This window comes from Gordonia sp. 852002-50816_SCH5313054-c (assembly GCF_001665925.1).
In the GTDB taxonomy this organism is placed as follows: domain Bacteria; phylum Actinomycetota; class Actinomycetes; order Mycobacteriales; family Mycobacteriaceae; genus Gordonia; species Gordonia jacobaea.
The window spans coordinates 29633-56423 of the sequence record NZ_LZTE01000037.1 but is presented as its reverse complement, the minus strand read 5'-3'; the positions used below and the strand labels follow the sequence as shown (position 1 = coordinate 56423).

The window sequence follows — 26791 nt, the reverse complement described above, 5'->3', positions numbered from 1 at the left end:
GGGCGCCCAGTCGGCACGACGAGCCGCCCAGTCGACCTCAGAGCGCGACGTACTTCGTGGTCAGGTACTCGTCGATGCCCTCGGAGCCGCCCTCGCGGCCGATGCCCGACTGCTTCACGCCGCCGAAGGGTGCTGCGACGTCGGAGATCACGCCGCGGTTGACCCCGACCATCCCGACGTCGAGCTTCGACGCGACGCGCATGCTGCGGTCGAGGTCGCGGGTGAAGAAGTAGCCGGCGAGGCCGTACACGGTGGAGTTGGCTGCGGCGATCGCCTCGTCCTCGGAGTCGAAGGTGCTGATCACCGCGACGGGGCCGAAGATCTCGTCGCGGGTGACGGGCGCGTACGCGTCGACCTGATCAATCACCGTCGCGGGGTAGAAGTACCCCTTCCCCTCGGGAGCCTTGCCGCCAAGGCGAACCCGACCACCATGTGCGACAGCACTTTCCACCGCTGCGGCGACCTTGTCGCGCTGCGCTGCGGTGACGAGCGGTCCGAGCGTCACGCCCTCCTCGTAGCCGGGTCCGAGTCGTACCGCCGACATCTTCTCGATCAACTTGTCGGTGAACTCCTCTGCAACCCCGGACTGGACCAGGAAGCGGTTCGCCGCGGTGCATGCCTCGCCGCCGTTGCGCATCTTCGCGAGAAACGCGCCTTCGACAGCCTTGTCGATGTCGGCGTCGTCGAATACGACGAACGGTGCGTTGCCGCCTAGTTCCATCGATGTCCGCTGCACCCGCTCTGCGGCCTGTGCCATCAGATTTCGACCCACCGGCGTCGAACCGGTGAAGCTGATCTTACGGATCCGGTCGTCGCTGATGATGGCCGACGCGACGCCGCGCGCGTCAGTGGTCGGCAGCACCGACAACACGCCCGCAGGCAGTCCTGCTTCGGCGAAGATCTCGGCCAGTGCCAGCATGGTCAAAGGTGTCTCGTGTGCTGGCTTGACCAGCATGACATTGCCGGCAGCCAATGCCGGGCCGATTTTGCGCGTGCCCATCGCCAGCGGGAAGTTCCACGGCGTGATCGCGAGCGACGGTCCAATAGGACCGTGGCTCACCAGGATTCGACCGGTGCCCGCCGGTGACTGCGTGCAGCGACCGTCGATCCGGACAGCCTCTTCGGCGAACCAGCGCAGAAACTCGTTGCCGTACTTGGTCTCCGAAAGGCTATCCGGCAGTGCGCGACCCAGTTCGAGCGTCATGAGCATGGCAAGGCTGTCGGCCCGGTCGGCGACCAATTCGAAAGCGCTACGCAGGATCTCGCCACGCTCGCGTGCAGGCGTCGCCGCCCATGAATCCGCGACGGCGACAGCGCGGTCGAGTGCGTGCACGGCGTCGTCGACGCTGGCGTCGGCAACCGCGGTCAGCGTCTCCTCGGTGGCCGGGTTGATGACGTCGAATGTCTTGCCGCCCTTGGCCTCGACCTCCTTGCCGTCGATCCAGAGGCCGGTAGGTATTCCGTCGAGTACGGCCTGCGGGTCAAGCACCTGGGTGCTGGTCATGCGAGTTCCCTTCGTGATGGCAGTGAGTCGGGGGCGACGCCTCGACGTCGAGAGAGGGGTTGCGATCGAAGAAGCCGAATGGCTTGAGCCAGAACGACACCGTGTCGGCCGGCATCACCGGCCAGTCCTCTGGACGGGTGATGTGATGGATTCCGAACGTGTACCACAGCACGACGTCGGTGTTCTCGATCGGTCGATTTGCCTTGGTCCACTCGCCGAGTCCGGTGTCGCGCTCGGACTGATTGACGAATTCGCCTGCGGGCCAACGCTCGTCGGGATGGTTCGGGGTCACCCAGAGCGAGTGTCCCATGACGGTTGCACGCTGGAAGATCGGCGACGCGGGGTCGAACATCGCCGGGAACGCGCCTGTCGGAACCAGCTTGTACGCGGGATTCAGGCCCAACGCTGTTGTCTTGTTGGGATTGGCGATCTTCCACGATTTCTGCGTCGCGAAGTTGGGGTCCTGCATGCCTTCCGACTCGGTCAGCAGCGGCGTGTTCCGTTGCACCAGGCCGAGACCGAGCGGATTGTCGGGGCCCATCGGCTCGACGAGAGTCTCGCTGGCGTAGACCGTGTTGTCGGACCCGTCGATGTCGAGATCCATTCGCGCAACGAGGAAATGCTGGTGGAACGGAGCGTACGTGCGGTTATCGACCGTCGTGCCGTGCGGATTCGACGTCAGGCCCGGCGGCATTGGTGTGGTCACCATGATGCCGGTGGCGCGTACCTCGCACTCGATGTTGCCGTCTTGATAGAAGCGCCAGTAGACGAGGTACTCGTAATTGGCAACTGTGACATGGAAACTCACCGTCAACCGACGCATACGACGCACCTCTGCGCCCGCGTCGTGATCGACGTGCTTCCACAGCACGGCGTTGTCTTCCTCGTGTATGCAGATCGCGTTCGTGATGGTGTACGGCTCGCCCGCACTGTTGTGCAGTGTGGCGTCGAGGTATCGGATCTCGCCGAGGCAGTCACAACCCAGCTCGAGCGACGTCGTCATGAAGCCGAGGCCCCACTCGCCGATGTCGAAAGCCGTACGGCGGTAATGGTCTTCGCTCGGATCGCGGTAGGGGACGACCATCTCGGCGAAGGAGAGACGATGCGCGATCTTGCGCACGTTCCCGCCGTCGTCGTAGGTGACGGTGTGCAGGGTCATGCCCTCGCGATAGTTGAAACCCACACGCAGCGACCACTTCTGCCACGTGAGCTGATTGCCGTCGAGCGTGAACGACGGCCCGTCGGGCTGGGTGATCTCCAGTGGCTTGAGCTCGGGCCGGTTGAAGGTGTCCCGAATGCGTTGTGGGATATGGCGCGGAACGTACTCGCCCATCACTTCCGGCTGGTCGAATCCGCCGGTGTCCTCGATGCGTAGCAGTTCCATCGTGTTCACGTCGATCACACAGTGCAGCCCCGACACCGGGTTCGCATACGGGTTGGAGCCCTCACTGTTGCGCACCCAGGTGTCCGACCAGCCGAGGCGTCGACCGCGGTACTCGTCGGGGATGACCGCGCCACCATAGGTCCACGTATCCATGAAAACGCCGTCCAGATCGGTGATCCCGCGTCGAGCCAGCGCCGCCTGGACGTCGGGGTGCGCGCGCAGGACGCGGTCGCATTCCTCGAACTCGTCGACGGTGAAGTTCGCCTGGACGTCGGGAATCAGCTCGAACGAGTCGACGCTGCCACCCGAGATCGACACGAACGACTTGTACGTCGTGTTCTCTCCTGTGTTGAAGCAGACGACCACCGCTCGACGCGGCGGAAGCGTGCCGTCGGCGTCGAATGCGGCGAGTTCGGTCTTGGTCGGCTCCGCGAGTTCGATTGACGCATAGCGCCAACCGTCGCCGACGCCCTGCTCGCTACCGAGTAGGGCTGTGACGGAACGGAATTCGTCGGCGGTCAGCGGATCGAGGGGATGCGGTTGGTCCAGGGGATGCGGGGACACGACTCTCCTTAGTGATCTGGCAACGAACTAGCAGGTCAGGCGTTGTCCTTGAGTGCCTGGCACAGCACCGCCAGGCCATCGCGCAGCAGGTCGTCGCCGATGACCAGCGGTGGCAACAGACGTAGCACGTTGCCGTAGGTGCCGCAGGTCAACGCGACGACGCCCTGGGCGAGCGCCGCTTTGGCCACCGCGGCGGTGAGGTCGGGATTGGGTTCGCGAGTCGCGGTTCCGTCTTCAGCGGGCGTCACCAGTTCGACGGCCATCATCGCGCCGCGACCGCGGATGTCGCCGATCACGGGCAGGCCCGCACCGTCGAGTTCGTCCTTGGTGGCCGAGAGTGCTTCGGTGATGATGGTCTCGATGTGTCGCGCACGGCCGCACAGGTCGAGCGATTCCATCTGGTCGATGGCTGCCAGCGCCGCAGCGCACGCAACGGGGTTGCCGCCGTAGGTGCCGCCGAGTCCGCCGCCGTGCACCGTGTCCATGATGTCGGCGCGTCCGGTCACCGCAGACAGGGGCATTCCGCCTGCGATGCCCTTGGCCATCGTGATGAGGTCGGGCGTGACGCCCTCCTGCTCACACGCGAACCACGTTCCGGTACGGGCGAATCCGGCTTGCACCTCGTCGGCGATGAACAGCACGCGGTGCATCGTGCACCACTCGGCAAGCGTCGAGAGGAATCCCGGTGCCGGAACGATGAATCCGCCCTCGCCCTGGATCGGTTCGATGACGATCGCGGCGGTGGTCTCCGCGCCGACCTGCTTCTCGATCATCGAGATCGCGCGCTTGGCCGCAGCCACACCGTCGCTGCCGAGTTCGTCGCGGTACGGATAGCTCATCGGCATCCGGTACACCTCGGGCGCGAACGGACCGAAGTTGCGCTTGTACGGCATGCTCTTGGCCGTCATCGCCATCGTCAGGTTGGTGCGCCCGTGGTAGGCGTGATCGAAGGCGATGACAGCGTTGCGTCGTGTCGAGAGGCGGGCAATCTTCACCGCGTTCTCGACGGCCTCGGCGCCCGAGTTGAACAGCACGGTGCGCTTCTCGAAGTCGCCCGGGGTGATCTCGTTGAGCTTCTCGGCGACGGCCACGTAGCCCTCATACGGCGTCACCATGAAGCAGGTGTGCGTGAAGTGCGCTGCCTGCTCGGCGACGGCCGCCGCGACGGCCGAGTTGCTCGCGCCGACGGATGTGACGGCGATGCCGGAGCCGAGGTCGATCAGAGAGTTGCCGTCGACGTCGACGATCACTCCGCCGTCGGCGTCGGCCGCGAAGACGGGAACGCTGGAGCCGACGCCCGCGGCGACGGCACCCAGTCGGCGCTGCCCGATCTCCATCGAGCGTGGGCCGGGCAGTTCGCTGACCAGCTTCCGCTCCTGGGGCAGCCGGTAGACAATGTCGGTTGCTGTGGTCATGGACACCAGTGTTCGCCTGCCACCCCCACCTGCGGACCTGACAAGTTGTACAGCCTTTCGGCGTCGCACTGCCACAATGTCCAGTCGGCGGTTACGGTGGGTGGGTGACCACCGTTCGATGGCTGATGGCCCAGCGTCGACTCGAACTCTCGCTGCGCGCCGGGGCCGAGGGCCTCGACCGCGACCTCGACTGCGCGGTGAGCTCCGAACTCGTGAGCACCGCCGACTGGTTGCAGGGCGGCGAGGTGCTGTTGACCACCGGCATGCGACTGAACGCCGACGACGCTGCCGCGCAGCGCGAGTTCGTACGCAGCCTCAACGCCGTCGGTGCCGCCGCGATCGGGTTCGGTGTCGGTCTCGGATTCGACGAGGTGCCCGACGGCCTGCTCGCGGCCGCCGACGAGTTCGGTCTCCCGCTGTTCGAGGTTCCGCTCGCGATACCGTTCTCGGCCATCACGCGGGCAGTCCTCGATCAGATCGCCGCGCAGCGGTCGGCGCGGCTGGTGTCCGCGACGCGTGCGCAACCTCGCATGACAAGGGCGGCAACGGTATCGGGGTCGAAGGGACTCGTACGGGAGCTCGCCGATGCGGTTGGCCAGCGGGTGATCCTGCTCGACGCCGGGCACTCCCCGGTTGCCGAAGCTCCCGGACAGGCGAATTCCGTTGAACTCGAGCAGCTTCGCGCGATAGTGATGCGCGACCCCGCATCCGCGGGCGCCGTCCGCGTGACTGACGACTCGGTACTCACCGTCGCGCGAGTCGGTTCGGGGGCAACGACCTTCGGACATCTCGGCGTCATCGGTTCGAGCCCACTCGACGACGTCGGCCGCATGCTGATCGGCCACGCCGTCTCGCTGCTCGTCATCGAATATGCCAAGCCGCAAGAGGTTCGACGCGACGTCGGCGAACTGCAGGGTGAAGTGCTCGCGCTCGCCATGGACCGCCACGTCGGGGAGCGATCGCGCGAGATGCTGCTTCGGGCAGCCGATCCCGAGGGTCGGGTACGCGCGGTGGTGTTCCGTTTCGAGAGTGTCGACGATGCACAACACGGCGCTCGACGCCTCGCCGTCGAGTTCGAGCGCCGGTGGCGGCCGGTGTTCGTGCACCGTCGCGGCAACGAACTCGTCGGCCTGATCCGCGGCGACGATCACATCCAATTCGCCACCGGTCTACTCGGAATACTCAGTGCGACAGGCACAGTCCGCGGCGGGCTGGGGCCCGCGGTTCCGGTCGACGACGTCGCAGACTCGGTACGACAGGCCCGCCTCTCGTGTCGTTCGGCAGCTGCGGGTCAGCTCCTCGACCTCTACGACCTACGCTCACTTCTCGCCAGCGACACCGTGCGAGAGGTGTTGCGCGACAGCTACACCGAGCGCATCGCCCCGCTCGTCGCATACGACGCCGCGAACGCCGGACATCTCCAACAGAGCCTGCTGGCCTACCTTGAGGCCAACGGCAACTGGGGTGCCGCGGCGAGTGCGCTCGGCGTGCACCGACATACATTGCGCGGCCGTATCGAGCGGGTCGAGGACATGCTCGCCGTCGACCTTTCCGACGCCCGCACTCGCGCCGAACTGCTGCTGACACTGCTGAGCGAGAGCGCGTGAACTCCCGCCGCCCTTGGCTTCTCGTGGTCGTCGCGACGCTGCTGTTGGCGACGGCGTGCACCGACGGCGGCTCGAATTCGGCGGAGAGTTCCGGGACGACCGCGAGTGCGGGGACGTCCGACGGCGCGGGAACAACCGGTAGCAGCGGAACAACCGTCAGCGCCGCGTATGTCAACCTCGGCGACAGCTACAGTGCGGGAACGGGGGTGCGTCCGCTCGTCGAGGATTCGCCGCTGCAGTGCCAACGGTCGTCGTCGAACTATGCCCACGTGCTTGCGCAGCGACGGGGGCTTGCACTCGACGATGTCAGTTGCGCGGGTGCGACGACGTCGGATTTCTTTGCGGCGCAATACTTCGGTGTCGATCCGCAGCTCGACGCGCTCGGGGAGAGAACGCGGATCGTGACGCTCATGATCGGCGGCAACGACGGCGATATCTTCTCCGGAACCATCGCCGACTGCGGTGAGGTGGCCGCCGACGACCCGACCGGGGCGCCGTGTCGCGTCCGGTATGGCGACAGCTTTGTGCGCAGGGTGCAGTCGAGCACCTATCCGGCACTGGTGAAAGCGCTGAACGCCGTTGCCGACCGCGCCCCGAACGCGCGCGTGGTCGTCGTCGGGTATCCGTGGATTCTGCCCGATACGACCGGCTGCTATCCGACGATGCGCATTGCCGCGGGCGACGTCGCGTACATCCGCGACCTGCAGGCGACGCTCAACCGCGCGGTCGCGCGAGCAGCCACCGAGACCGGCGCGACGTTCGTCGATATGTCGACGGTCTCCGAAGGTCACGACGCCTGCCAACCCGAGGGCGTGCGCTGGATAGAACCGCAAGTGGGGTCGTCGGCCCCGGTGAAGGTGCATCCCAACGTCGACGGCCAGCGCGCCATCGCCGACCAGGTGGGCGCCGCCCTGGGCCGGTGAGCACACCGAAGGCTGGCGGTACACGACCTTTACGTCATCGAACAATCCACAGCCCGCCGCGTATCCACAACATCGCCCATCTCGCCGGCTTCACCACTTATTCGCAGCGATCCGCGCGAGACGCTGTGGTTCGTGACCGGACTCGAGCACAGCGACCAGTGGCGCGGCGTCTTCTCCTGGGCTGAGCTGACCCGCCGCGACTTCAGCCAGGCGCAGGTACGGCGAATGGTCGACGCTGGAGACCTGCGCCTTCTGCGTCGAGGCTGGTACGCCTCCTCGTTCGCGGACCCGACGGTCGTCTCGGCGGTGAGCGCGGGCGGAGTCTGCACCTGTGCCAGCGCACTCGATCTGCACGGCGTGTGGGTTGCCCCGTACGGCGACCTCGTGCACGTGCGCGGTCGAAACGTCGCCGTGCGCGGATCTGCCGGCACACATCACGCGTGTACTCGCTACGGACGGGCGTCACGGGAGGTCTACCCGCTCGACGACGTGGCCACGGCGCTGCAGTACGCGGTCCGTTGCTTCAACGAAGAGGGCATCGTCGCCGCGTGCGATTCCGTGCTGCATCAGGGGCTGCTCGAGTTCACCGACCTACAGGCGTTGTTCTCGTCGATGCCCGTCCGAATCCGGCGACTCCTCGACCGGTGCGTCGACTGCCTCGACTCCGGGGCCGAGTCCATCTTCGGGTTCCGCCTGACCACGCTGGGGATCGCGTTCGAGACTCAGGTGGAGATTCCCGGGATCGGCAGGGTCGACTTCTTGATCGGAAAGAGGCTGATCGTCGAGGTCGACAGCGTCGCCTACCACGACAAATCGTCGGAGCAACGCGAGAAGGACCGGGTCCGAGACGAGACCGCTCACCGTCTCGGCTACATCCCGTGGCGGATCTCGTACAAGCGGCTGATGTTCACGTGGGACGAAGTGGTCGACACGCTTCTCGCGATGATCCGCCGACGCGACCACCTCAAATCGCTGGCCGAGCCGCCCGAGCTGGCGCGCCAGGCGGCCGACTCCGGCGCCGATCACGCCCTCGGCTACTGGGACGATCCCGACTTCACGGGATGCTGAACCCCGCGAGGACCGGGTCCGTACACAACTGTGACGTCAGCGGGGCGCCGAGACAATTATTGTCGTGGCCTCGCGCTGGCGACCGGATTGTGTACGTAGTTTGCGGCCCGCGACCCGGCGAGTTTCTCCAACCCGGCGGCGCGCGATGCAGCCGCTATCCGAGTGCCTGCGCGGCCTGACCAGGGCGAATTGTCGCCGATCGTTGCGGTTTGGAACACTGTAGGCCGTGAGGAGTTCCGCTGAGGTCGCAGCCCGTTCAACTGAATTGTTCCGTCGGGCCCAGGATGCGACGCCCGGTGGGGTCAATTCGCCCGTGCGCGCGTTCTCGGCGGTCGGCGGCACTCCGCGATTCATCGCCTCAGCGCAGGGCTGTCATCTGACGGATGTCGACGGCAACGACTACGTCGACCTCGTCTCCTCCTGGGGGCCGATGATCCTCGGCCACGCGCACCCCGCGGTCGTGGAGGCCGTGCAGAAGACGGCGGCGCACGGACTTTCCTTCGGCGCGCCGACCGAGGGCGAGATCGAACTCGCCGAAGAGATCATCGACCGTGTCGATCCGGTCGAGCGTGTCCGCTTGGTCAACTCCGGCACCGAGGCGACGATGTCGGCGATCCGCCTCGCGCGCGGCGCAACCGGACGCTCGAAGATCATCAAGTTCTCCGGCTGCTACCACGGTCACGTCGACGCGCTGCTCGCCGACGCGGGCTCCGGTATCGCGACGCTCGGCCTGCCGACGACGCCCGGCGTCACGGGTGCGGCGGCACACGACACCATCGTCCTGCCCTACAACAATCTCGACGCCGTGGCCGAAGCGTTCGCCACCTACGGAGACGAGATCGCAGCCGTGATCACCGAGGCCGCGGCCGGCAATATGGGCGCGGTCGCCCCTGTCGACGGTTTCAACGCCGGCCTGCGCGATCTCACCAGGCGCCACGGCGCGCTCTTCATCATCGACGAGGTCATGACGGGTTTCCGTGTCAGCCCCGCAGGCTGGTACGGCCTCGAAGGCGTCGCTGCCGACCTCTACACCTTCGGCAAGGTGATGAGCGGCGGACTGCCCGCTGCGGCGTTCGGCGGTCGCACCGACATCATGGAGAACCTCGCACCCACCGGGCCCGTCTATCAGGCGGGCACGCTCAGCGGTAACCCTGTCGCCGTCGCCGCAGGACTCGCGACGCTCCGCCACGCCGACGCCGACGTCTACACCGCACTCGACGCCAACGCCAACAAGCTGGCCGCGCTGTTCGCCGAGGCGCTCACCGACGCGGGCGTCGGCCACCGGGTGCAGATGGCGGGCAACCTGCTCAGTGTGTTCTTCACCTCCGACACCTCGACGCCGATCACCGACTACGCCGCGGTCAAAAACACCGAGACCTGGCGTTTCGCGCCCTTCTTCCACGCGCTGCTCGACGCGGGCGTGTACGCACCGCCGAGCGCATTCGAAGCCTGGTTTGTCTCTGCGGCGCTGGACGAGGATGCTTTTGGTCGAATCGCTGACGCGCTGCCGGCCGCAGCCCGCGCTGCAGCGCACGCCACGCAATCGGGGGAGTCCGACTGATGCACACGATCGTCCACATGATGCGCCACGGAGAGGTGCACAACCCGGACGGCATCCTCTACGGCCGTTTGCCCGGATTCCGCCTGTCGACGACCGGCCGCGCTCAGGCGGAGAAGGTCGCGGGCACGCTCGCCGACCACGACGTCACCGCGGTCTTCGCCTCCCCACTGCAGCGCGCACAGGAGACTGCCACCCCGATCGCCGCAGCACACGGACTGCCGATCTTCACCAACGATCAACTCATCGAGGCCGAGAACGTCTTCGAGGGCCTCAAGGTCTCCGTCGGCGACGGCGCGCTGAGCAAGCCCCGACACTGGGTCAAGCTGCGCGACCCGTTCACCCCGTCGTGGGGCGAGCCCTACATCCAGCTCGCGCACCGCATGCTCGCGGCCGCCAACAAGGCGCGCGACGCCGCTCGCGGCCACGAGGCCGTCTGCGTCAGCCACCAATTGCCCGTCTACACCCTTCGACGCTTCCTCGAGGGCCAGCGTCTCTGGCACGACCCCCGCCGTCGTCAGTGCTCACTGGCATCGCTGACCAGTCTCATCTACGACGACGACGCTCTCGTCGACATCATCTACTCCGAACCCGCCGGGCATTCCGACCCGCTCGCCACCGGGGCATGAGCCGGATTCGACACATGCGCAGTAAGACCTTCACCGCAGCTCTGTTCGCCGTGCTGACCGCGCTCGGCGTGCTGCTCAGCGGCTGCAGCGGAGGTAATGACGCAGTGGCGCAGGGCGACACCTTCCAATTCGTGTCGCCGGGGGGACAGACGACGATCACCTACCCCGAATCCGAGCGCAAGCCGATCGCCGACCTCATCGGCCCCGACCTCGTGACCGACAAGCAGATCGACGTCGACAAGGACTTCGCGGGCAAGGTCACGGTGGTCAACGTGTGGGGCTCGTGGTGCGCTCCGTGCCGCGCAGAGGCCGACGACCTCGAGACCGTCTACGACCAGAACAAGGACAACGGCGTCGCCTTCGTCGGCATCAACCTGCGCGACGACCGACAGTCGGCCAAAGACTTCGTCGCCGACCGCAAGGTCGGGTACCCCTCGATCTACGACTTCGATGGCGCGACGCTCGCCTCGATGACCACACCCACCTCGGTCGTCCCGACGACCGTCGTCCTCGACCGGCAGCACCGTCCGGCCGCGGTCTACCTGCGCACGGTCAGCGCCGACGAACTCGACGCGATGGTGAAGAAGATCGCCGCGGAAGACTCCGGAAAGCAGCCGTGAGCGGAATGGGACAAACTTTCGCCGACACGGTCACCAGCGGTCCGCTGCTGTTGGCGCTTGCCGCGTGCGTGATCGCCGGGCTCGTCTCCTTCGCGTCCCCGTGCGTGGTGCCGCTTGTCCCCGGCTACCTTTCGTACCTCGCAGGCCTCGTCGGGGCAGAGGCGCCCGCGGTGACGGTCGGTGAGTCGCCCAAGCGGGGACGTTCACGGGTGGCGATCGCGGCGGCGCTGTTCGTCCTCGGCTTCACGGTGGTCTTCGTCGCCGCGACGGCGACGGTCCTCGGTATCACGAGCACCGTGATCGTCAATCATGATGTGCTGCAACGCATCGGCGGGGTGGTGACGATCGTGATGGGCCTCGTCTTCATCGGACTCGTCCCGATGATGCAGCGCGAGTTCCGCTTCGCGCCGCGCAACGTCTCCAACATCGTCGGAGCCCCACTGCTCGGCGCGGTCTTCGCGCTCGGCTGGACCCCGTGCCTCGGTCCCACACTCGCCGCGGTCATCGCCACCGCGAGTGGCACGCAGGGCGCGACCGCTGCGAAGGGCGTCGCGCTGATCATCGCGTACTGCGCAGGCCTCGGCATTCCGTTCGTCATTCTCGCGTTCTCGTCCGCGTGGGCACTGCGCAGCCTCGGCTGGTTGCGCACGCACGCCCGACTCATCCAGATTGTCGGCGGCATCATGCTGATCGCGGTCGGAGTGGCTCTCGTCACCGGCTTGTGGGACCAGTTCATCGTGTGGGTCCGCGACGCTTTCATCTCCGACACCGAGCTTCCGGTATAGAAGCAGGGCGAACATGACACAGACCATCGACCGACCGTCCACCCCCGCGCCGCAGGCCCCGCAGCGTCCGCACTGGGTCAAGCGTCGGGTGCTGTGGCCGCTGCGCAACCTCTGGCGCAGCCTCACGTCGATGCGTACCGCGTTGGTGTTGTTGTTCCTGCTCGCGCTCGCCGCGATCCCCGGTGCACTGCTGCCGCAGCGAGAACTCAACGAGCAGAAGACACTTCAGTACATCTCCGACCACGGCTGGCTCGGGGAGTGGATGGACAAGATCCAGCTCTTCGACGTCTTCAAGAGCGCGTGGTTCACGGCCATCTACGTCCTGCTGTTCATCTCGCTGGTTGGTTGTCTCACCCCGCGCATCATCGAGCACGCCAAGAGTCTTCGCGCCAAACCCGTTGCCGCACCTCGCAATCTGTCGCGCATGCCGCGACACATCACCGAGACGGTCGACGGCGAGCCCGCCGAACTCGCCGAACGCATCTCGGGCAACCTGCGTGGCTGGCGACGCGAGATCACCGTGCGCGAGCCGTCGAAGGCATATCCGGACGGCTGCGTCGAAGTGTCGGCCGAGAAGGGATACCTGCGCGAATTCGGCAATCTGGTCTTCCATTTCGCGCTGTTGGCGCTGCTCGTGTCCATCGCGGTGGGCAAGGTGTACGGCTATGAGGGCACGCGCAGTCTCGTCGCCGACGGCGAGCAGGGATTGTGCAACACGTCGACGGCGGTCTACGACTCGTTCCGTGCGGGCGCGCTGGTCGACGGCACCAACCTCTCACCGTTCTGCATCCGCGTCGACGACTTCTCCGCGACCTTCCTTCCCAACGGTCAGCCGTCGATGTACGACGCGAAGATCCGCTACACCACCGACCCGCGCACACCGTCGTCGCAGTGGCAGGAGCGCTCGGTGCGCGTCAACGATCCGCTGCGCGTCTCGGGCGATCGCGTGTACGTGCTGGGCAACGGCTTCGCGCCGACCTTCACCGTGACCTTCCCGAACGGGGAAAAGCGCACGCAGACCGCCCTGTTCATCCCCGAAGTGATGCAGACCATGCTGTCGTCGGGCGCTGCCCGCTTCGACACCCCGGCTGGCCTGTATCCCGACGAGGACACCCGCCGCAAGAATCAGATCGCCCTCGAGGGACTTTTCGCGCCGACGGCGAGCTACGACGGCACGCTGCTCAGTTCGTCGTCGCCGGAGCCGAACGACCCGCAGGTCGCGATCCGTATCTACCGTGGTGACACCGGCCTCGACACCGGCCGTGCGCAGAACGCCTACTCGCTGGACCCCACGATGATGCACCAGGGCAGGCTCAACCGTGAGGCCCAGGCGAACCTGAAGATCGGCGAGAGCGCGAGCCTTCCCGACGGCACCAAGGTCAGCTTCGACGGCTACAAGCGCTGGATCTCCGTCCAGGTCTCGCACGATCCGGCGCAGACCTGGGTGCTCGTGTCGTCGATCGTGATGCTGGTCGGGTTGGTGGTCTCGCTGATCGTCAAACGACGCAGGATCTGGGCGCGTCTGGTGCCCGACTCGGACAACGGCGACCGACGACGTACGGTAGTAGAGATTGCCGGACTGGCTCGCACCGACCAGGCCGGCTGGGGCGAGGGCTTCGACGAGCAGGCACGCGGCCTGCTCACCGACGACAACAGGAGACTACGACGCCTGTAGTCGCGGACGCTTCCAGCAGACTGCAGCAGTAGAGATAGGGCCAGCGATGGGTAACGGAACAGACCAGATCGACGAAACGTTGGCGCGCTACTCCGACCTTCTGTTCGGTACGGCGATCACCATCTACGTCCTGGCGATGCTCATGTTCCTCGCCGCACTCGCAGGAGCACGCTCTCGAAAGCTCACCGCGGCCAAAGAACTGGTCGCAGCGGGAGGCGGTTCGACGACGCAGCGCGCCCCCGGCAAGATCGAGGGTCCCGCTCCGCGCACGCTGTCGGAGAAGATCGGCAACATGGCCTATCCGGTCGTGTTCGTCGGACTCATCGCGCACATCGCGTCGATCGTCACCCGCGGACTCGCCACCGACCGCGCCCCCTGGGGCAACATGTACGAGTTCATCTCGCTGACCTGCGCCGCGTGCGTGGTCGCCGGGCTCGTCATCCTGCGTAAGCAGATCAACCGCCCGCTACTGGCTTTCGTGCTGCTCCCGGTCACCCTGCTGATGTTCATCGCGGGCCGGTGGCTCTACACACAGGCCGCGCCCGTCGTTCCAGCGCTCAAGTCGTACTGGCTGGCCATCCACGTCTCGATCATCTCGATCAGCTCGGGTGTGCTGCTCGTCTCCGGCGTCGCCAGCATCCTGTACCTGGTCAAGATGCGCTGGGGAGCGTCGGCCGAGAACGTCTCCGAGACCGGTGGCGGCGTCGTCGGCGGACTGCGTCGACTTGTCGCCCACATCCCGACCGCAGAGGCACTCGACCGTCTCGCCTACAAGTGCGTGGTGTTCGGGTTCCCGCTCTTCGGGCTGGGAATCGTGTTCGGCGCCATCTGGGCCGAGTCGGCATGGGGCCGCTTCTGGGGCTGGGACCCGAAAGAAACCGTCTCGTTCATCGCGTGGATCATCTACGCCGCATACCTGCACGCCCGCGCAACTGCCGGATGGCGCAACAGCACCGCGGCATGGATCAACGTCGCCGGATTCGTGGCGCTGCTGTTCAACCTGTTCATCATCAACCTGGTCGTCTCCGGCCTGCATTCCTACGCCGGCCTGTGACAGCGCCCGCCTACGCGAAGCGGTGAAGTAGCCCGCCTAAGCGGAACGGTGCCCACCGGTTGTCCGCGCGCTGCGCTCTGACAACGCTTGTGCGCGAACCATTTTGAGCAGATCGATCATGACGTCGATGGTGTCGGGGCAGAGGCTTGCCAGGTCGACCCCGGACAGATGAGTCTCAGTCGTGGCGAGCATCTCGACGTAGTCGCGCTGCCGCTGCACACGGTCGAGGTCCTCGGAAGGATTTGAGAGGAAGTACGTCACGCTGACCTCGAAGGCGCTCGCGATGGCCTCCACTGTCTTGAACGACGGCGTACGCGCCTTACCTGTGCGCAACTGCGAAATGTAGGCGTCGCTCAACGAGTGGCCGTGCTGATTGGCTTTCTCCGCGATCCGCTTACCGGTATACCGTCGGCCGTCTTCATCGCGAGAATGCTCAAACAGTTCGGCCAGTTTGGCGGCGAAACTGTCGTCGCCGTCGGGAGCCGTGCCCGGGCGAGTGGTCATGATTCAGAACTCGCCCGACGTGTCGATGTCGATGACGCTATTCCCCCTGGCGCTGTGTCTGCTACGGACCGCAATCGTACCCACACCATGTAGGTGTGCGTCGTGCATCCCCGGTGCAGGGTGCGTCACAGTTCGTCGTTGGGTCCTCGCGTGCGCCTGTCGAGATCGCGAAGGAAATCCGCGTCGTCGTCGGGCCCTACGGGTCCGTGGCTGCGAGACGTCGGCCTCCCCGTCGTCGTGTCACGTCGTTCTGCCAGAGCGGGCCCAAACGCGCGCCACAACAGAAAACCGATCGCGGCCAAGCCGACGATGGCCAAAAGAAACGTCATGGCAACCTCCCATCAACCAGGGTACGCGCCCCGGTGTGGGAGATCGGTGAGCCCAGCGGCGCGTGGTGACTATCCGACGCGACGATTGAGAAGTGCGACGACGTCCTCCTCGCGGAAACGACGATGGCCGCCGGGGGTACGAATCGACCCGAGAATGCCCGAGCTCGCCCACCGTGCGACGGTCTTGGGGTTCACGTTGAACATCGCGGCAACCTGGCCGGGGGTCAGTGTGTGCTGGCTTGCGAGGCCGGGGGTGATGACGGTGGCTACACCAGGGCTGAGAGCGGTCATTGTTCTCCCCTTCGGGTTTCTCTTCCAAAGACGCGCGGTGATTGCGCGTTGAGACATGAATACACGCAAAACGCCCAGGTACTCGAACCGTCATTACGAGGTAAAGAGAGTCAAAAGGTGCCTGTGACCTGCAAACACCGATTATGCACCCAAGTATCCTGAACATGTGACCGACAAGCAGGAGCCCACTCAAGCGGGTACGCACAAACCAGACAACACAGACATCGCAGGTCAGAGCCGTGTGGGCATGGGAACGTTGCTCGTCTCGATCCTTCTCTACACCGTGGCGCGACTGCTACTGGTGGTGGTCGTGGCCGCGATCATCATGGGAATCGGTGCGCTCGCGGGCGTCACCGTGCCGCTGTTGGTAGCCGCGGTGTTCGGTGTCCTCATCGCGCTTCCGTTGGGCATGGTGTTGTTCAAGAAACTGCGCGTGCGCGTCAACACCCAGATCGCCGCGGTCGACGCCGAGCGCCGTCGTAAACACGACGACCTCCAGACGCGCCTGCGTGGGGCAGACGGCAAATGAGCCCTAGACCACGGCCCCTAGACCCGCCGAACATCCGATGAGTGCCACTCTCGACCCGGCGCGAACCGTCGACCATCGCACAGATCGACGCTGGGCCGACAACGCCGTGCGACTGATCGAGGCCGACGCACGGCGCAGTGCCGATACGCACCTGCTGCGCTGCGAGCTTCCGGGATGGTCGCGCTGGATCGACGACGGAAGCAACGGTGCTCCGGGCACCGAGGTCGGCGTCGACCTCTATCTGAAGGACGAAAGCACACACCCCACGGGCTCGCTGAAGCATCGGCTGGCCCGTTCGCTGTTCCTGTATGCGATCTGCAACGGGTGGATCACCGAGGGCACCACGGTGATCGAGGCGTCATCGGGATCGACGGCGGTCAGCGAGGCGTACTTCGCGCATCTGATCGGGGTGCCGTTCATCGCCGTGATGACGTCGGGAACGTCACCCGCCAAGACAGCGCTGATCGAACGCGAGGGCGGTCGCTGCCACTTCGTCGAGCGTGCGTCGGATGTGTACGACGAGGCGCTGCGGCTCGAGGGCGAACTCGGCGGACATTTCATCGACCAGTTCACGATGGCCGAACGCGCAACCGACTGGCGTGGGAACAACAACATCGCGGAGTCGATCTTCGCGCAGATGGCCACCGAGGATCATCCGGTGCCCACGTGGATCGTGGTGGGTGCCGGTACGGGTGGAACGTCGGCGACGCTTGGCCGCTACCTGCGCTACCGCAGGCATCCGACGTGGCTGGCCGTCGTCGACCCGGAGAACTCGGTATTCCTGCCCGCGTACGAGACCGGCGACGGATCGCTGCGATCGGAGACCGGCTCGCGGATCGAGGGCATCGGTCGGCCGCGCGTCGAGCCGTCGTTCGTGTCGCAGGTCATCGACCGCATGATCGGCGTACCCGACGCCGCGTCGATCGCGGCCACACGCCATCTGTCGGATCGCCTCGGGCGTCGCGTCGGCGCGTCGACGGGAACCAACATGTGGGGTGTCGCGCAGGTGATCTCGGAGATGGTCGCGCAGCGCCGTGCTGGCAGCGTTGTCTCGCTACTGTGCGACTCCGGCGACCGTTACGCCACAACCTATTTCGACGACGACTGGGTCGCAGCGCAAGGCTTCGACCTCGCGCCGCCCACCGCAGTTCTAGACGAGTTCTACCGGACTGGGGAGTGGACGGGCTGATCGCCGCGTCACGCCGACTCGGGGCCGGCGATCTCTCTCGAGGTGTTGTCGTGCAGTCCGAGAGCTCGAAGTGCGTTGGCTTTCAAGAGCTCTCGTGTCGGCATGTGGTAGCCGCTGTGATCGCCGTAGGCGAGATCGGCGACGGGTATCGAGATGCCGAGGCGGGCTAGCGCTCGTGGCCCACCCAGACGCGTGAACTGCCGATAGTCGTTCGGAGCGAGGATGAGTCGAACGTCGGCACCGGCGCGTTGCACATGAGCGATCATCGTCTCCGGCATCTGGAAGACCCGCAATCGCGCTAACGCGGCACGCAAGCGGATGGACCGAATCCTCCCGGATACGTCAGTGAGGTCCCGTATTCCACGGAAGACCACCCGCTGCCGCTGGAGTTCCAGCCTTGCTGCAGCCGAGTTCGACCCGTGCAGGAACGGTAGTGGCACGTTGGGCCAGACATCCCACCGGTTGACGTTGGCGATCACGGCAACGGTTCGCGATCGCGCCGACTGTCGATGTGCCGTCTCGATCGCGGCGTGGGCCGACATCCAATTTCCGGCGCAGATCCCCAGGTGAGCGATGACGTGAATTCGAGAGAGGTTGAGCTCGTCCAGAATTCGGTTACCGTCGCGGATGTATGAACGCGTGAACAACTTCACGAACGTGTCGTCGGTCGACGTCGTGCCGGACTCTCCGACGCCCCGCCTGTCGAAACGGACGGTACGGCCGCCTCGGGCCGCGACGTCGTTCGCGAGCTCGAGGTACAACCTGGCTGGGCCGCTGCGGATGTCGTGGCCGATCGGGTGGGGGATGAGTACGCGGTCGGCGGTTCCGTGGGTACCTGCCAAAGCGGTATCCCACACGACGATGCCGTCGCGGGTCGTGCGCACCCGTGTCTGTATCGCGCGACCGTCTGGCGTCGTTGCCACAACCGCCTCGGTGACCGGAACGGGTTCGACTCGCCTTCGCTGCGTGGGCATGTGTCGGGACACCCACTGTTGGATGTGTTCGAGTTCCTCCGGGAAATCGATGAGAAGTGCTTCGGTTGCCTGGATGAACGGGGCTTGATCGCTCAGCCCTGTGACCGTGCCTCCTGCAGCGGTGATTGTCTGCGCCAGCGACGAATCCCGTTCGTCGTCCGGAATCAACGCGAGAACGTTCCCCTGTCGCTGGCCGAGAACTGCCGCAGGATCGAGGGTCTTACGGGAGAACGCGCGCGCGGCATCGCGGTGGAGCGTCAGCCCGGCCAGGTGAACCAATTCTTCGGAACCCGGGGTCGGTGCATCTTGGCCTTCAGCGAGGACCGCGTAGAGCATCTGCTGCGTCCGGATGAAGTGCCGGCCGCGCTGGATCGGATCCCAGAGCACGAGGCTTTGCGCGCCCTGCTGGACTCGTTCGTTGGACGGCGCCAAGAGCGCGCCACTGCGGTGTGCAATCACGCAAATCGGTCCGGCACCCATTCGCACGAGATGATCGAATGCCGTGGTGATGCTGTCATCCCAGAGGTCCACGGCTGACGGATCTTCTTGAGAACCCGCGGACTCACCCGTCCCCGTGTAGTCGATTCGGAGGACAAGCAGGCGCTGTGCTGCAAGGAACTCGGCCAGCCGTTTGAAGCCACGCCAGGTGTGGTTGAGTTCCTTCCCCAGCGGTGGGCACACCAGTACCGCGCCGCGAACCAGCCCGTCCTCGGGGTAGGTATATACGCCGAAGAGCGGGCCGGCATCTGACGACAGGTAGGTCGGTGCGTTGACGATCTTCATGGACTAGAGCGCAAGTGCTGCGCGAACTTCGACAGGCCAATCGGAGCTGTCGATCCCATGAATAGCAAACAGCGCCAACGTAATCCGGTCCATGCCAATACCGACGCACGCGCTGTGTGCAGGCTCGCCGTCTGCGGTGGAGATGTCGAAACCGGTTCCGAAGTGGTCCTGGTGGTTGTTGCACGACAGCAGGGCGGTGCCGTCGTCGAGGTCGCCGTACAGGCGCACGACCAGTTCGGTTTTCAGGTTCTCCTCGAGCTGATTCGACGCGAGCATCTTGCCGGTACGGCCGAAGAACGGGTCGTTGGCGGGAACGTCGTCGGCGAGCAGGTGAAGTTTGACGAAGATCTCGTGGGCCACCCGCGTCCAGGTCGCGCGGTGTTCTTTCGCGCCCTCGGGGTCGCCGACGTACACGAACTCCTGCATGCGGAAGGCCTGCATGCGCAGCGGGTCGTCGGACGGCTCGTGGCGGAAGCAGTATCCGTGCACGTTGTAGCGAGATCCGCCCTCTGGCAACGTGTTCGGCAGCGTCGAGTACAGCGGGTGGCACGCCGCCGAGACGAGCATGGTGCCCGCCGACGAGAGGTGGCCGTCCCACGGCAGGCCGGCTTCTCGGTCGAGAAGCAGCGAACGGTGCTCTGCCGAGCCGCCGGTGAAGGTGGAGATGGCCCCGGTCAGCTGCGGGAACGACGCGATGTAGTCGGTCTTCTCGTATGCCTCCCGAGGGAAGATCGGCGGGAACCGGAAGCGCGTGATGTTCTCCTCGCCGTGGGCGTCGACGCCCGCCTGCCACATGATGCGGTCGACCCCGGCGAAAGCAGCCTCGTATTCGGCACCGCGGCCATATAGGCCGTCGAGGCCGGAGGGAATGAGATGTCCCGCTGCGATCAGTTGATCACGGAACTGGCGATGCGCGACCGGAAGGTCGACGATGAGTTGGTCAGTCAATTGGATTACCCCCGTAGTGCGAGGACCAGTTGCGAATTGTTCGCCCGGATCCGGTCGTTGGAAACCATGAGTGCTGGTCCGTATGAGTCGCGAAGCAAACGCCCCATCGAGGCGCGGTGATTCTCGCGGTAACCGTTGATGCCGCAGATGGTCAGTGCACCTGCAACGATTTCGACGACGGCCGTCGACGCAGTCAGTTTGAGATTATTCATCGTGACCGAGAATCCGATGGTCGGTTCGAGGTGTCCGGCCGCGAGGAATTCTTCGTATTGTGCGATGCCGTCGGAAACCGAGCTCTCGAATCGCTGATGCAGTTCGAGGAGGTCGGCGAGTCGAGTCGCTTGGGGCGGCGTCGTGCCAGGCGTCTTGCGCGCGGCGGCACGAACTTCGGTGCGCGCCTTGGCTATTGCGGCGTCGGCCATGCCGAGCCACGCCGCAGCCCACAACGTATGCGACGACGGCTGCATGGTGTGCGCGGAGATGATGGAGTAGTCAACGGGAATCACGTTATCGACGCTGGTGTCGGCCGTGAGGATGAAGCCGGGGCTGCAGGTACCGCGGAAGCCGAGGGTGTCCCACTCCGAGGTCTTGGTGAGCTCGGTCTCGGCGCGCGGACAGACGACAAGCACCTGGTCTCCGGGCGGACTGTCGCTGTTGCGCCGCGCGGTGGTGCAGATGTAGTCCGCATACTCGCCGTAGGAAATGACCGGTGCATTCTTTTCGAGATGGACACGATCGCCATTTGTCTGTACGGCGCAAGTCGAGGACCGCACGTCACCGCCCGTGGTGATCTCAGTGGTCGCGGAGGCGAGTAGCGCTTCGGTGCGTGCGACTTCGCGAGCCAGATCGGCCGCAGCGGGTGTCGCGGCGTGGAAGCGAAGAGTCAGTGCCTGCGAGTGGTGCATGGCAAAAATCATCGCGGTCGAACTGCAGGCAGCTCCGAGTTGTCTTGTCACTCTTGCGAGTTCGCTGATCGAGCTTCCACGTCCGCCGAACTCTACCGGCAGGGATGCCGACAAGAGCCCGTTCTGGCGCAGTGCGTCGACGGCCTCGCGTGGAAAGCGTCCATTGCGATCGACATCATCGGCAGCAGCTGCGGCAACCTCGACGACCGTCGAAGCGTCCAACGCGCATGCAGAATCCAATTCTCCTGTGGTCAACACATTCCTCCCAAAATGCGAAAACGGAGCGGGATTCACGGACTGATAAATCCCCCAAATGCACGGACCTGTCTTTCCCCCTGTGGTCCATTTTTCAATGCGCCTGTAGTATACGAGCACGATGTGACATCTGCAACGCCAGGTTTTGCAGCTTAATCATCGGTGGGGATCATGTTCGGCTCGGGAGGGAACAATGGAAATCAACAAAAGCGACATTCGGGGCATACTGGACAAGTATGGAAAACTAACGGTCGCAGCAGAAGAGGTGTCGGACGATACCGACCTATTCACCGTCGGCTTGACGTCACACGCAACCGTGAACGTCATGTTGGGACTCGAAGATCTTTACGACGTCGAGTTTCCCGAGGAGATTCTGAAGAAGTCGACCTTCTCCAGCGTTAACAGCCTTGCCTCGGCGCTGAGCACCCTCGTCGCTGCCGGAGTATGAGCCTCGTCGTCGGCTGCGACCTTGTCGACGTCGCTGATGTGAGTGTCTCGATCGAAGCGTTCGGAGACCGCTATCTACGGCGCGTCTTCACCGATGCCGAGCTCGCGCGATGCGAAGGGCCCACGCGCGCACAGCGTCTCGCGGCACGCTTCGCTGCAAAGGAGTCGGTCATCAAAACGTTGATCGACTCCGACGCTGCGACCCCGCTGCATGAGATCGAGGTCGTCATGAACGGTCCGGTGCCCGGTATTCGGCTGACCGGAAGCTTGGCTGCTGTCGCCGAACGAAAGAACTGGCGCGAGCCGTCGCTGTCGCTGTCGCACACGTCGACGCATGCGATGGCGACGGTTATCGCCAACGTTGGGGTGTGATGCACCGCACGTCGCGTCGCATACCATCGGTCGCGTGGCGCAATGCGTGGTGCAAGCCGATGACCTGGTCAGGGAGTATCGCCTCGGCGACGAGCGGGTTCGCGCGCTCGACGGGGTGAACCTCACGCTCGACGGTGGGCAGTTCGTCTCCATCGTCGGGCCGTCGGGCGCGGGTAAGAGCACGCTGCTACACATCATCGGGGCACTCGACACCCCGACGTCGGGATCGATCGAGGTCGACGGCGTCGACCTCGCGAGCCTCGACGACAACGCGGCGTCGGCCTTCCGTAGGCATCGCGTCGGGTTCGTGTTTCAGTTCTTCAACCTCGTGCCGACGATGTCGGCGTGGGAGAACGTCGCGCTACCAAGGCTTCTCGACAGTCAGTCGCTGCGACGCGCAAAGCCGCGGGCCGTCGAGCTTCTCGACCGCGTCGGGCTCGGCAACCGTATCGATCACCGACCGTCGGAGTTGTCGGGCGGACAGATGCAGCGCGTCGCGATCGCGCGCTCGTTGATGATGGAGCCGTCGATCCTCCTCGCTGACGAGCCGACCGGCAACCTCGACTCCCACACCGGAGACTCTGTCCTCGAACTGCTGTCCGAGGTTGCGCACGACGCGCCGAATCGCTTGGTGATCATGGTGACTCACGATCCGCATGCTGCCGATGTCGCCGATCGGACGATCGTCGTGCGCGACGGCAGGGTCGCAACCGATGGTGACTAAGCTGTTCGCCGCGCTCACGCGTGTGCGGGTCCTGAACCTGCGTGAGCTGCGTGATCACCGTCTGCGCGTGGTCACCTCGCTCATCGTGGTCGCGGTCTCGTCGGCGCTGTTGATCGCGGTACTCGGTACGTACGGGTCACTGAGCGAGTCGATCCGCGACTTCGACGCCGCGATCAACGGTACGGCCCAGCTCGAGGTGGCGTCGATCGCGGATTCGGGAATCGACGAGTCGGTTGCGGGAGATATCCGCGCACAGGTTCCCGACGCCAAGTCGGTGGTTCCTGTCATCCGCGGTACGGCGGTCGTCGACGACAAACGAATTGCGCTGGTGGGATCTGACTTTCGGGCACGTGCCCTTGCCGGCGGTGTCCAGGAGGCCGCAGCCACCGGGCTGAGCCCGGGCGACCTCGACGACGGCGTCATCGTCGGGTCGGGTACGGGTTTGTCTCTGGGGCAGCGACTCTCGGTCAACGGAGTCGACGTCCGGGTGGTGCGGGTAGTCGACGGTGCGGGACTCAACAACGGCGACTTCATGTTCGCCTATCTCGGCTTGGCTCAACGCCTCACCGGGCTGAGCGGCAAGGTGTCGTCGATCCTCGTCGTCGCAGCGCCGGGCGTCGATGTCGGCACGCTGCGTGACGAGGTGCGGCGCGTCGTCGATGGGCGTGCTGTCGTGGTCGATCCGGGGTTCCGCGCGAAACAAGCTGAGGTTGCCGGGTCGGTGACCCGTGATTCGACGCTGCTCGTGTCGCTCATCTCGCTTGTGATCGCCGCATTCCTCGTGTTCAACACGATGAACATGGCTGTGGCGTCACGCCGGGCGTCGTTGGCGATGGTTCGCGCGTTGGGCGCCAAGCGATCCCATCTGGTCTCTGACCTGCTCGCAGAGTCTGCGGTCTTCGGGTTCGTCGGCGGCTTGATCGGCGTTCCGATCGGAATCCTCGCCGGCCGCTGGGCCATTTCACGGGTTCCGACGACGAAACGGGATTCGGTCTCGATCGTCGTTGACTATCACCTGCCGTCCTATGCGCCGGTCGTCGCGGTGATCGCGTGTGTGCTTGCCTGTGTTGCCGCGACCTCGCTCGCCGCGCGATCGGTGTTCGCCGTGTCGCCGGTCGAGGCGATGGTGTCTGGACAGGTCGCCGACACCGGTCCGCAGCGCGGACCGCTGACTGTGTTGGCAGCGGTCGCTGGTGTTGCGCTGCTCGTCGGATCGTGGTTCATCGCCGTCGATGTTCCGGGACGCCCGGCCATCGTCGCCGGCGCGGTGTATGCCGTTGGCGCGCTTCTGGTCTGCTTCGCGCTGACCCGCCCGCTTGTGCGGCTCGTCGTGTCGGTCGCCCGACGATTCGGCGGTCCTGGACAACTCGCTGCGGTCAACACGGAACGCGCTCCGCGACGCGCCTGGGCGACGCTGATGACCGTTGCGGTCGCCATCGCGGTGGGAATGGGCACGTCTGGTGCGCTCGACAATCTCGTCGCGTCGATCTCACATTCGCTCGACGGACTCGGCGACCCCGACTTCTACGTCTCGTCGACGCCGCGCGACGAGATCCCTGCGGGCGCAGCGTTACCCGGCGCGATCGCCGACGAGGTGCGCGCGGTGCCGGGAGTGTCGCGGGTTGTCGGAGCGCAGTGGGCCAACGTCAATGTGGGTGAGGCTCGGATTCTCGTCCAGGGACTCGAACCGGGATCGACGGCGCCGTTCACCAAAAAGACGACGCCGCAGGCACTTTCCGACGTTCTCGACGGTCGTGGAATCATCTTGTCGAGCGTGCTCGCCCGGTCCCTCGACGCCGACATAGGTTCGACGCTGCGCCTGGCAACACCAACCGGCTATCGCGACCTCGTCGTACGCGACATCGTCGATTACATCTCCATCGACTCCGGTACCGCTGCAATGTCGAATCCGCTTCTCGCGCAGTGGTTCAACCGGACCGGCGACACGTACCTACAGATCGATGTCGAGCCGAGCACCGACCGCGCCGCGGTGCAAGAGCAGTTGCAGCGCATCGTCGACGCGCATCCGTTGCCGCTGTCGGGGACCGCATACGTCTACACCGGAGCACAGGCGCTGGCGGCAACCCAGCAGCAGGCGCAGCAGGCGGGTGCCTTCACTGTCGCCATCCAGTGGATCGTGTCGGTGGCCGCCGCGATCGCATTGCTCAACACACTGTTGTTGTCGGTCCTCGAACGTCGTCGTGAGCTCGGTGTGCTGCGCGCGATGGGGGCGTCGCGTCGATTCATCTCCCGCATGGTGGTCGCCGAGGCCGGCGCAATAGCGGTGGTCGGCACGGTCACCGGGCTCGTGATGGGTACTGGCCTGCACTTCTTGGCCGACAAGATCCTGTCCGCGACGACGTCGCTGGACATCACCTACTCGCCTCGACCGTCGACTCTGCTCTTCGTCGCGGTGTCGATCGTGTTGTGCCTTGTAGGGGCGTTTGTGCCCGCGGCTCGCGCTGCTCGGATGAACATCACCGAGGCGATCGTCGAGGAGTAGCGTCGAATTGGATTGTCAATAATTGTTGACAACGGGCTGGTGTCAACATAACCTGACATCATGCACGACGAACCAACGACACCAGAGCAAGATCTGGCCGGAGCCGCCGCGAGCGACGACCCGGCCATCGGCCTCGCCGCTGTCCGCGCACTGCGGACCCTGGCTGACCGGCTCGAGGAAGTACAGGTTGCGAACGCTCGATCCAAGGGCTGGAGCTGGCAGGCGATTGCAGAGATTCTGCAGATCAGCCGCCAGGCCGTGCACCAGAAGCATTCACAACGTGAGGCCTGAGAGGGCCGAAAGGAGAACCATCATGTTTGGACGATTCAGTCGAGACGACAAGATGATGCTGGCATTTGCCACGCAAGAAGCCGCCGACCTGGGACATCGCCAGCTCGGCAACGACCACCTCATCCTTGGCATGCTGTGCAACGCGCGTTCGCCGTTGTTCGGGCTGCTCGGTGAGCAGGGTCTGAAGCTCGACGCGGCGCGCGACGTCGTGCGGGCTTACCACGAAGAAAACGACGCCGACGAGGAGCAAGCCGCCGAGCAGAGCGCCGCCGAACGCTACGAGGAGGATCGCGAGGCTCTCAAGAGCATCGGGATCGACCTCGACAAGGTCCGCGCCGCCGTGCGCGACCGCTTCGGCGACGACCTCTCCGAAGGCTGGGCCGAGCGACCCGAGCGTGGCCGTGGTCCGCGTGGTCGCGATTGCGGTCCTCGTGGCGGGGGTCCCCGTGGTCGGGGCCGTGGACACGGTCACGGTCACGGCCGTGGGCGCGGTCGGGGCTTCGGCCCTGGCTTCGACCCGCGCGAGGGCTTCGACCCGCGTCGCGGAGGCCCCGGGGGCTTCCCGGGTGGTCCGTTCCCGGGTGGTCCGTTTGGGGGCCCCTTCGGGCCCGAGGGTCCGTTCGGTGCCGAGTTCGGTCCCGGGCAGTTCGACGGCGAGTCCGACGGTCGGGGCCCCTGGGAGCCCGGTCGCGGACGGCGCGGCCCGCGCGGTCGCGGTGGCCGACCTCGCTTCGCGTCCGAGACCCGGGACGCTTTCCGGGCTGCGGTCGAGATCGCCCGTGAGCGCAACGACCAGCTCCGCGCCGAGTATCTACTCCTGGGCATCCTGGAGGTAAACGACCCGGCGTCGCGCGCCGTCGTCGAATCTGCCACGAGCGCAGAGGATCTCAAGGCCGCCGTACTGGCGAGCCTGCCGGAGGTCGACGCGGAGGTTTGATCTCGGGCCTGTCCGTGCGCAGAA

Annotated in this window: 26 protein-coding genes; 17 read left to right on the top strand and 9 right to left on the bottom strand. The window is 65.4% G+C overall.

Features of this window, described 5'->3' with window-relative positions; all coding sequences use genetic code 11:
• Window positions 1-37: 37 nt before the first annotated feature.
• Genes A5788_RS09245 through gabT form a run of 3 tightly spaced genes read right to left on the bottom strand, consistent with a single transcriptional unit; the run spans window position 38 to window position 4867 of the window.
• Window positions 38-1504: an NAD-dependent succinate-semialdehyde dehydrogenase gene (locus A5788_RS09245; protein ID WP_049700782.1), complete on the bottom strand. Its 1467-nt coding sequence runs from the start codon at window positions 1502-1504 to the stop codon at window positions 38-40.
• Window positions 1482-3452, bottom strand: coding sequence for a primary-amine oxidase (locus A5788_RS09240; RefSeq protein ID WP_197494495.1), 1971 nt, complete (start codon window positions 3450-3452; stop codon window positions 1482-1484). Before A5788_RS09240 ends, A5788_RS09245 begins: the two co-directional genes overlap by 23 nt.
• 35 nt (window positions 3453-3487) lie before the next feature.
• Complete coding sequence (gabT, locus tag A5788_RS09235; RefSeq protein WP_049700860.1) at window positions 3488-4867, bottom strand: 4-aminobutyrate--2-oxoglutarate transaminase; 1380 nt, start codon at window positions 4865-4867, stop codon at window positions 3488-3490.
• Between the two features lie 104 nt (window positions 4868-4971).
• Between gabT and A5788_RS09230 the strand changes: the two genes are divergently transcribed.
• The 9 genes from A5788_RS09230 (at window position 4972) to ccsB (ending at window position 14786) form a co-directional block, all read left to right on the top strand.
• A complete protein-coding gene (locus tag A5788_RS09230) occupies window positions 4972-6474 on the top strand; it encodes a PucR family transcriptional regulator (protein WP_197494496.1) in 1503 nt (500 codons plus the stop codon).
• On the top strand, window positions 6471-7397 hold the full coding sequence (locus tag A5788_RS09225; RefSeq protein ID WP_049700784.1) for an SGNH/GDSL hydrolase family protein: 927 nt from the start codon (window positions 6471-6473) through the stop codon (window positions 7395-7397). Before A5788_RS09230 ends, A5788_RS09225 begins: the two co-directional genes overlap by 4 nt.
• A 132-nt stretch (window positions 7398-7529) precedes the next feature.
• Window positions 7530-8465 carry a type IV toxin-antitoxin system AbiEi family antitoxin domain-containing protein gene (locus tag A5788_RS09220; protein ID WP_064866538.1) on the top strand — a complete coding sequence of 312 codons (936 nt, stop codon included), beginning with the start codon at window positions 7530-7532 and terminating at the stop codon, window positions 8463-8465.
• A gap of 226 nt (window positions 8466-8691) precedes the next feature.
• Complete coding sequence (gene hemL, locus A5788_RS09215) at window positions 8692-10026, top strand: glutamate-1-semialdehyde 2,1-aminomutase (protein WP_064866537.1); 1335 nt, start codon at window positions 8692-8694, stop codon at window positions 10024-10026.
• Complete coding sequence (locus tag A5788_RS09210) at window positions 10026-10652, top strand: histidine phosphatase family protein (protein WP_064866535.1); 627 nt, start codon at window positions 10026-10028, stop codon at window positions 10650-10652. Before hemL ends, A5788_RS09210 begins: the two co-directional genes overlap by 1 nt.
• 14 nt (window positions 10653-10666) lie before the next feature.
• The gene (locus A5788_RS09205) at window positions 10667-11272 is read left to right on the top strand and encodes a TlpA family protein disulfide reductase (protein WP_049700788.1); all 606 of its coding nucleotides are present in this window, start codon (window positions 10667-10669) and stop codon (window positions 11270-11272) included.
• A 5-nt stretch (window positions 11273-11277) separates the two neighbouring features.
• The gene (locus A5788_RS09200) at window positions 11278-12057 is read left to right on the top strand and encodes a cytochrome c biogenesis CcdA family protein (protein ID WP_049700789.1); all 780 of its coding nucleotides are present in this window, start codon (window positions 11278-11280) and stop codon (window positions 12055-12057) included.
• 13 nt (window positions 12058-12070) lie between these two features.
• A complete protein-coding gene (gene resB, locus A5788_RS09195) occupies window positions 12071-13732 on the top strand; it encodes a cytochrome c biogenesis protein ResB (RefSeq protein WP_049700790.1) in 1662 nt (553 codons plus the stop codon).
• 46 nt (window positions 13733-13778) lie between these two features.
• The gene (ccsB, locus tag A5788_RS09190) at window positions 13779-14786 is read left to right on the top strand and encodes a c-type cytochrome biogenesis protein CcsB (protein ID WP_049700791.1); all 1008 of its coding nucleotides are present in this window, start codon (window positions 13779-13781) and stop codon (window positions 14784-14786) included.
• 36 nt (window positions 14787-14822) lie between these two features.
• On the opposite strand, the gene A5788_RS09185 is transcribed toward ccsB, so the two are convergent.
• From A5788_RS09185 to A5788_RS09175, 3 genes are all read right to left on the bottom strand, one after another.
• On the bottom strand, window positions 14823-15290 hold the full coding sequence (locus A5788_RS09185; protein ID WP_064866533.1) for a transcriptional regulator: 468 nt from the start codon (window positions 15288-15290) through the stop codon (window positions 14823-14825).
• 125 nt (window positions 15291-15415) lie between these two features.
• Complete coding sequence (locus A5788_RS09180; RefSeq protein ID WP_049700792.1) at window positions 15416-15619, bottom strand: hypothetical protein; 204 nt, start codon at window positions 15617-15619, stop codon at window positions 15416-15418.
• Window positions 15620-15688: 69 nt separating this feature from the next.
• Window positions 15689-15910: a BldC family transcriptional regulator gene (locus A5788_RS09175; RefSeq protein ID WP_049700793.1), complete on the bottom strand. Its 222-nt coding sequence runs from the start codon at window positions 15908-15910 to the stop codon at window positions 15689-15691.
• Between the two features lie 166 nt (window positions 15911-16076).
• Here A5788_RS09175 and A5788_RS09170 point away from each other — a divergent pair, with 166 nt between their 5' ends.
• A complete protein-coding gene (locus tag A5788_RS09170) occupies window positions 16077-16439 on the top strand; it encodes a DUF4229 domain-containing protein (RefSeq protein ID WP_082937908.1) in 363 nt (120 codons plus the stop codon).
• Between the two features lie 37 nt (window positions 16440-16476).
• On the top strand, window positions 16477-17628 hold the full coding sequence (locus A5788_RS09165; protein WP_049700794.1) for a PLP-dependent cysteine synthase family protein: 1152 nt from the start codon (window positions 16477-16479) through the stop codon (window positions 17626-17628).
• 8 nt (window positions 17629-17636) lie between these two features.
• Here A5788_RS09165 and A5788_RS09160 read toward each other — a convergent pair whose 3' ends face one another.
• From A5788_RS09160 to A5788_RS09150, 3 genes are read right to left on the bottom strand one after another with little or no spacing between them, the layout of a single operon-like run.
• On the bottom strand, window positions 17637-19385 hold the full coding sequence (locus tag A5788_RS09160; protein WP_049700795.1) for a hypothetical protein: 1749 nt from the start codon (window positions 19383-19385) through the stop codon (window positions 17637-17639).
• A gap of 3 nt (window positions 19386-19388) precedes the next feature.
• Window positions 19389-20333 carry an amino acid--[acyl-carrier-protein] ligase gene (locus A5788_RS09155; RefSeq protein ID WP_049700796.1) on the bottom strand — a complete coding sequence of 315 codons (945 nt, stop codon included), beginning with the start codon at window positions 20331-20333 and terminating at the stop codon, window positions 19389-19391.
• A 5-nt stretch (window positions 20334-20338) separates the two neighbouring features.
• Window positions 20339-21478 carry an acyl-CoA dehydrogenase family protein gene (locus tag A5788_RS09150; RefSeq protein ID WP_231894152.1) on the bottom strand — a complete coding sequence of 380 codons (1140 nt, stop codon included), beginning with the start codon at window positions 21476-21478 and terminating at the stop codon, window positions 20339-20341.
• A gap of 208 nt (window positions 21479-21686) precedes the next feature.
• Between A5788_RS09150 and A5788_RS09145 the strand changes: the two genes are divergently transcribed.
• Genes A5788_RS09145 through A5788_RS09120 form a run of 6 tightly spaced genes read left to right on the top strand, consistent with a single transcriptional unit; the run spans window position 21687 to window position 26767 of the window.
• Entirely contained in the window at window positions 21687-21941 is a 255-nt protein-coding gene (locus A5788_RS09145; protein WP_064866531.1) for an acyl carrier protein, read from the top strand.
• Window positions 21938-22312, top strand: coding sequence for a holo-ACP synthase (locus tag A5788_RS09140; protein ID WP_049700798.1), 375 nt, complete (start codon window positions 21938-21940; stop codon window positions 22310-22312). The genes A5788_RS09145 and A5788_RS09140 overlap by 4 nt, the downstream gene beginning before the upstream one ends.
• 46 nt (window positions 22313-22358) lie before the next feature.
• On the top strand, window positions 22359-23036 hold the full coding sequence (locus tag A5788_RS09135; protein ID WP_197494499.1) for an ABC transporter ATP-binding protein: 678 nt from the start codon (window positions 22359-22361) through the stop codon (window positions 23034-23036).
• Complete coding sequence (locus A5788_RS09130) at window positions 23026-25539, top strand: FtsX-like permease family protein (protein ID WP_152930155.1); 2514 nt, start codon at window positions 23026-23028, stop codon at window positions 25537-25539. The genes A5788_RS09135 and A5788_RS09130 overlap by 11 nt, the downstream gene beginning before the upstream one ends.
• A gap of 60 nt (window positions 25540-25599) precedes the next feature.
• Window positions 25600-25830 (top strand): hypothetical protein, encoded by a 231-nt coding sequence (locus tag A5788_RS09125; RefSeq protein WP_005208515.1) that lies wholly within the window; start codon window positions 25600-25602, stop codon window positions 25828-25830.
• Between the two features lie 22 nt (window positions 25831-25852).
• Window positions 25853-26767 carry a Clp protease N-terminal domain-containing protein gene (locus A5788_RS09120; RefSeq protein WP_064869434.1) on the top strand — a complete coding sequence of 305 codons (915 nt, stop codon included), beginning with the start codon at window positions 25853-25855 and terminating at the stop codon, window positions 26765-26767.
• Window positions 26768-26791 lie beyond the last annotated feature (24 nt).

Bases quoted from the DNA above. Each gene is read 5' to 3' on its own strand.
- gabT (WP_049700860.1), bottom strand. From the start codon at position 4,867: ATGACCACAGCAACCGACATTGTCTACCGGCTGCCCCAGGAGCGGAAG.
- A5788_RS09210 (WP_064866535.1), top strand. From the start codon at position 10,026: ATGCACACGATCGTCCACATGATGCGCCACGGAGAGGTGCACAACCCG.
- resB (WP_049700790.1), top strand. From the start codon at position 12,071: ATGACACAGACCATCGACCGACCGTCCACCCCCGCGCCGCAGGCCCCG.
- A5788_RS09140 (WP_049700798.1), top strand. From the start codon at position 21,938: ATGAGCCTCGTCGTCGGCTGCGACCTTGTCGACGTCGCTGATGTGAGT.
- A5788_RS09130 (WP_152930155.1), top strand. From the start codon at position 23,026: ATGGTGACTAAGCTGTTCGCCGCGCTCACGCGTGTGCGGGTCCTGAAC.
- A5788_RS09180 (WP_049700792.1), bottom strand. From the start codon at position 15,619: ATGACGTTTCTTTTGGCCATCGTCGGCTTGGCCGCGATCGGTTTTCTG.
- A5788_RS09175 (WP_049700793.1), bottom strand. From the start codon at position 15,910: ATGACCGCTCTCAGCCCTGGTGTAGCCACCGTCATCACCCCCGGCCTC.
- A5788_RS09205 (WP_049700788.1), top strand. From the start codon at position 10,667: ATGCGCAGTAAGACCTTCACCGCAGCTCTGTTCGCCGTGCTGACCGCG.
- A5788_RS09160 (WP_049700795.1), bottom strand. From the start codon at position 19,385: ATGAAGATCGTCAACGCACCGACCTACCTGTCGTCAGATGCCGGCCCG.
- A5788_RS09185 (WP_064866533.1), bottom strand. From the start codon at position 15,290: ATGACCACTCGCCCGGGCACGGCTCCCGACGGCGACGACAGTTTCGCC.
- A5788_RS09120 (WP_064869434.1), top strand. From the start codon at position 25,853: ATGTTTGGACGATTCAGTCGAGACGACAAGATGATGCTGGCATTTGCC.
- A5788_RS09125 (WP_005208515.1), top strand. From the start codon at position 25,600: ATGCACGACGAACCAACGACACCAGAGCAAGATCTGGCCGGAGCCGCC.
- A5788_RS09245 (WP_049700782.1), bottom strand. From the start codon at position 1,504: ATGACCAGCACCCAGGTGCTTGACCCGCAGGCCGTACTCGACGGAATA.
- A5788_RS09165 (WP_049700794.1), top strand. From the start codon at position 16,477: ATGAGTGCCACTCTCGACCCGGCGCGAACCGTCGACCATCGCACAGAT.
- ccsB (WP_049700791.1), top strand. From the start codon at position 13,779: ATGGGTAACGGAACAGACCAGATCGACGAAACGTTGGCGCGCTACTCC.
- A5788_RS09145 (WP_064866531.1), top strand. From the start codon at position 21,687: ATGGAAATCAACAAAAGCGACATTCGGGGCATACTGGACAAGTATGGA.
- A5788_RS09200 (WP_049700789.1), top strand. From the start codon at position 11,278: ATGGGACAAACTTTCGCCGACACGGTCACCAGCGGTCCGCTGCTGTTG.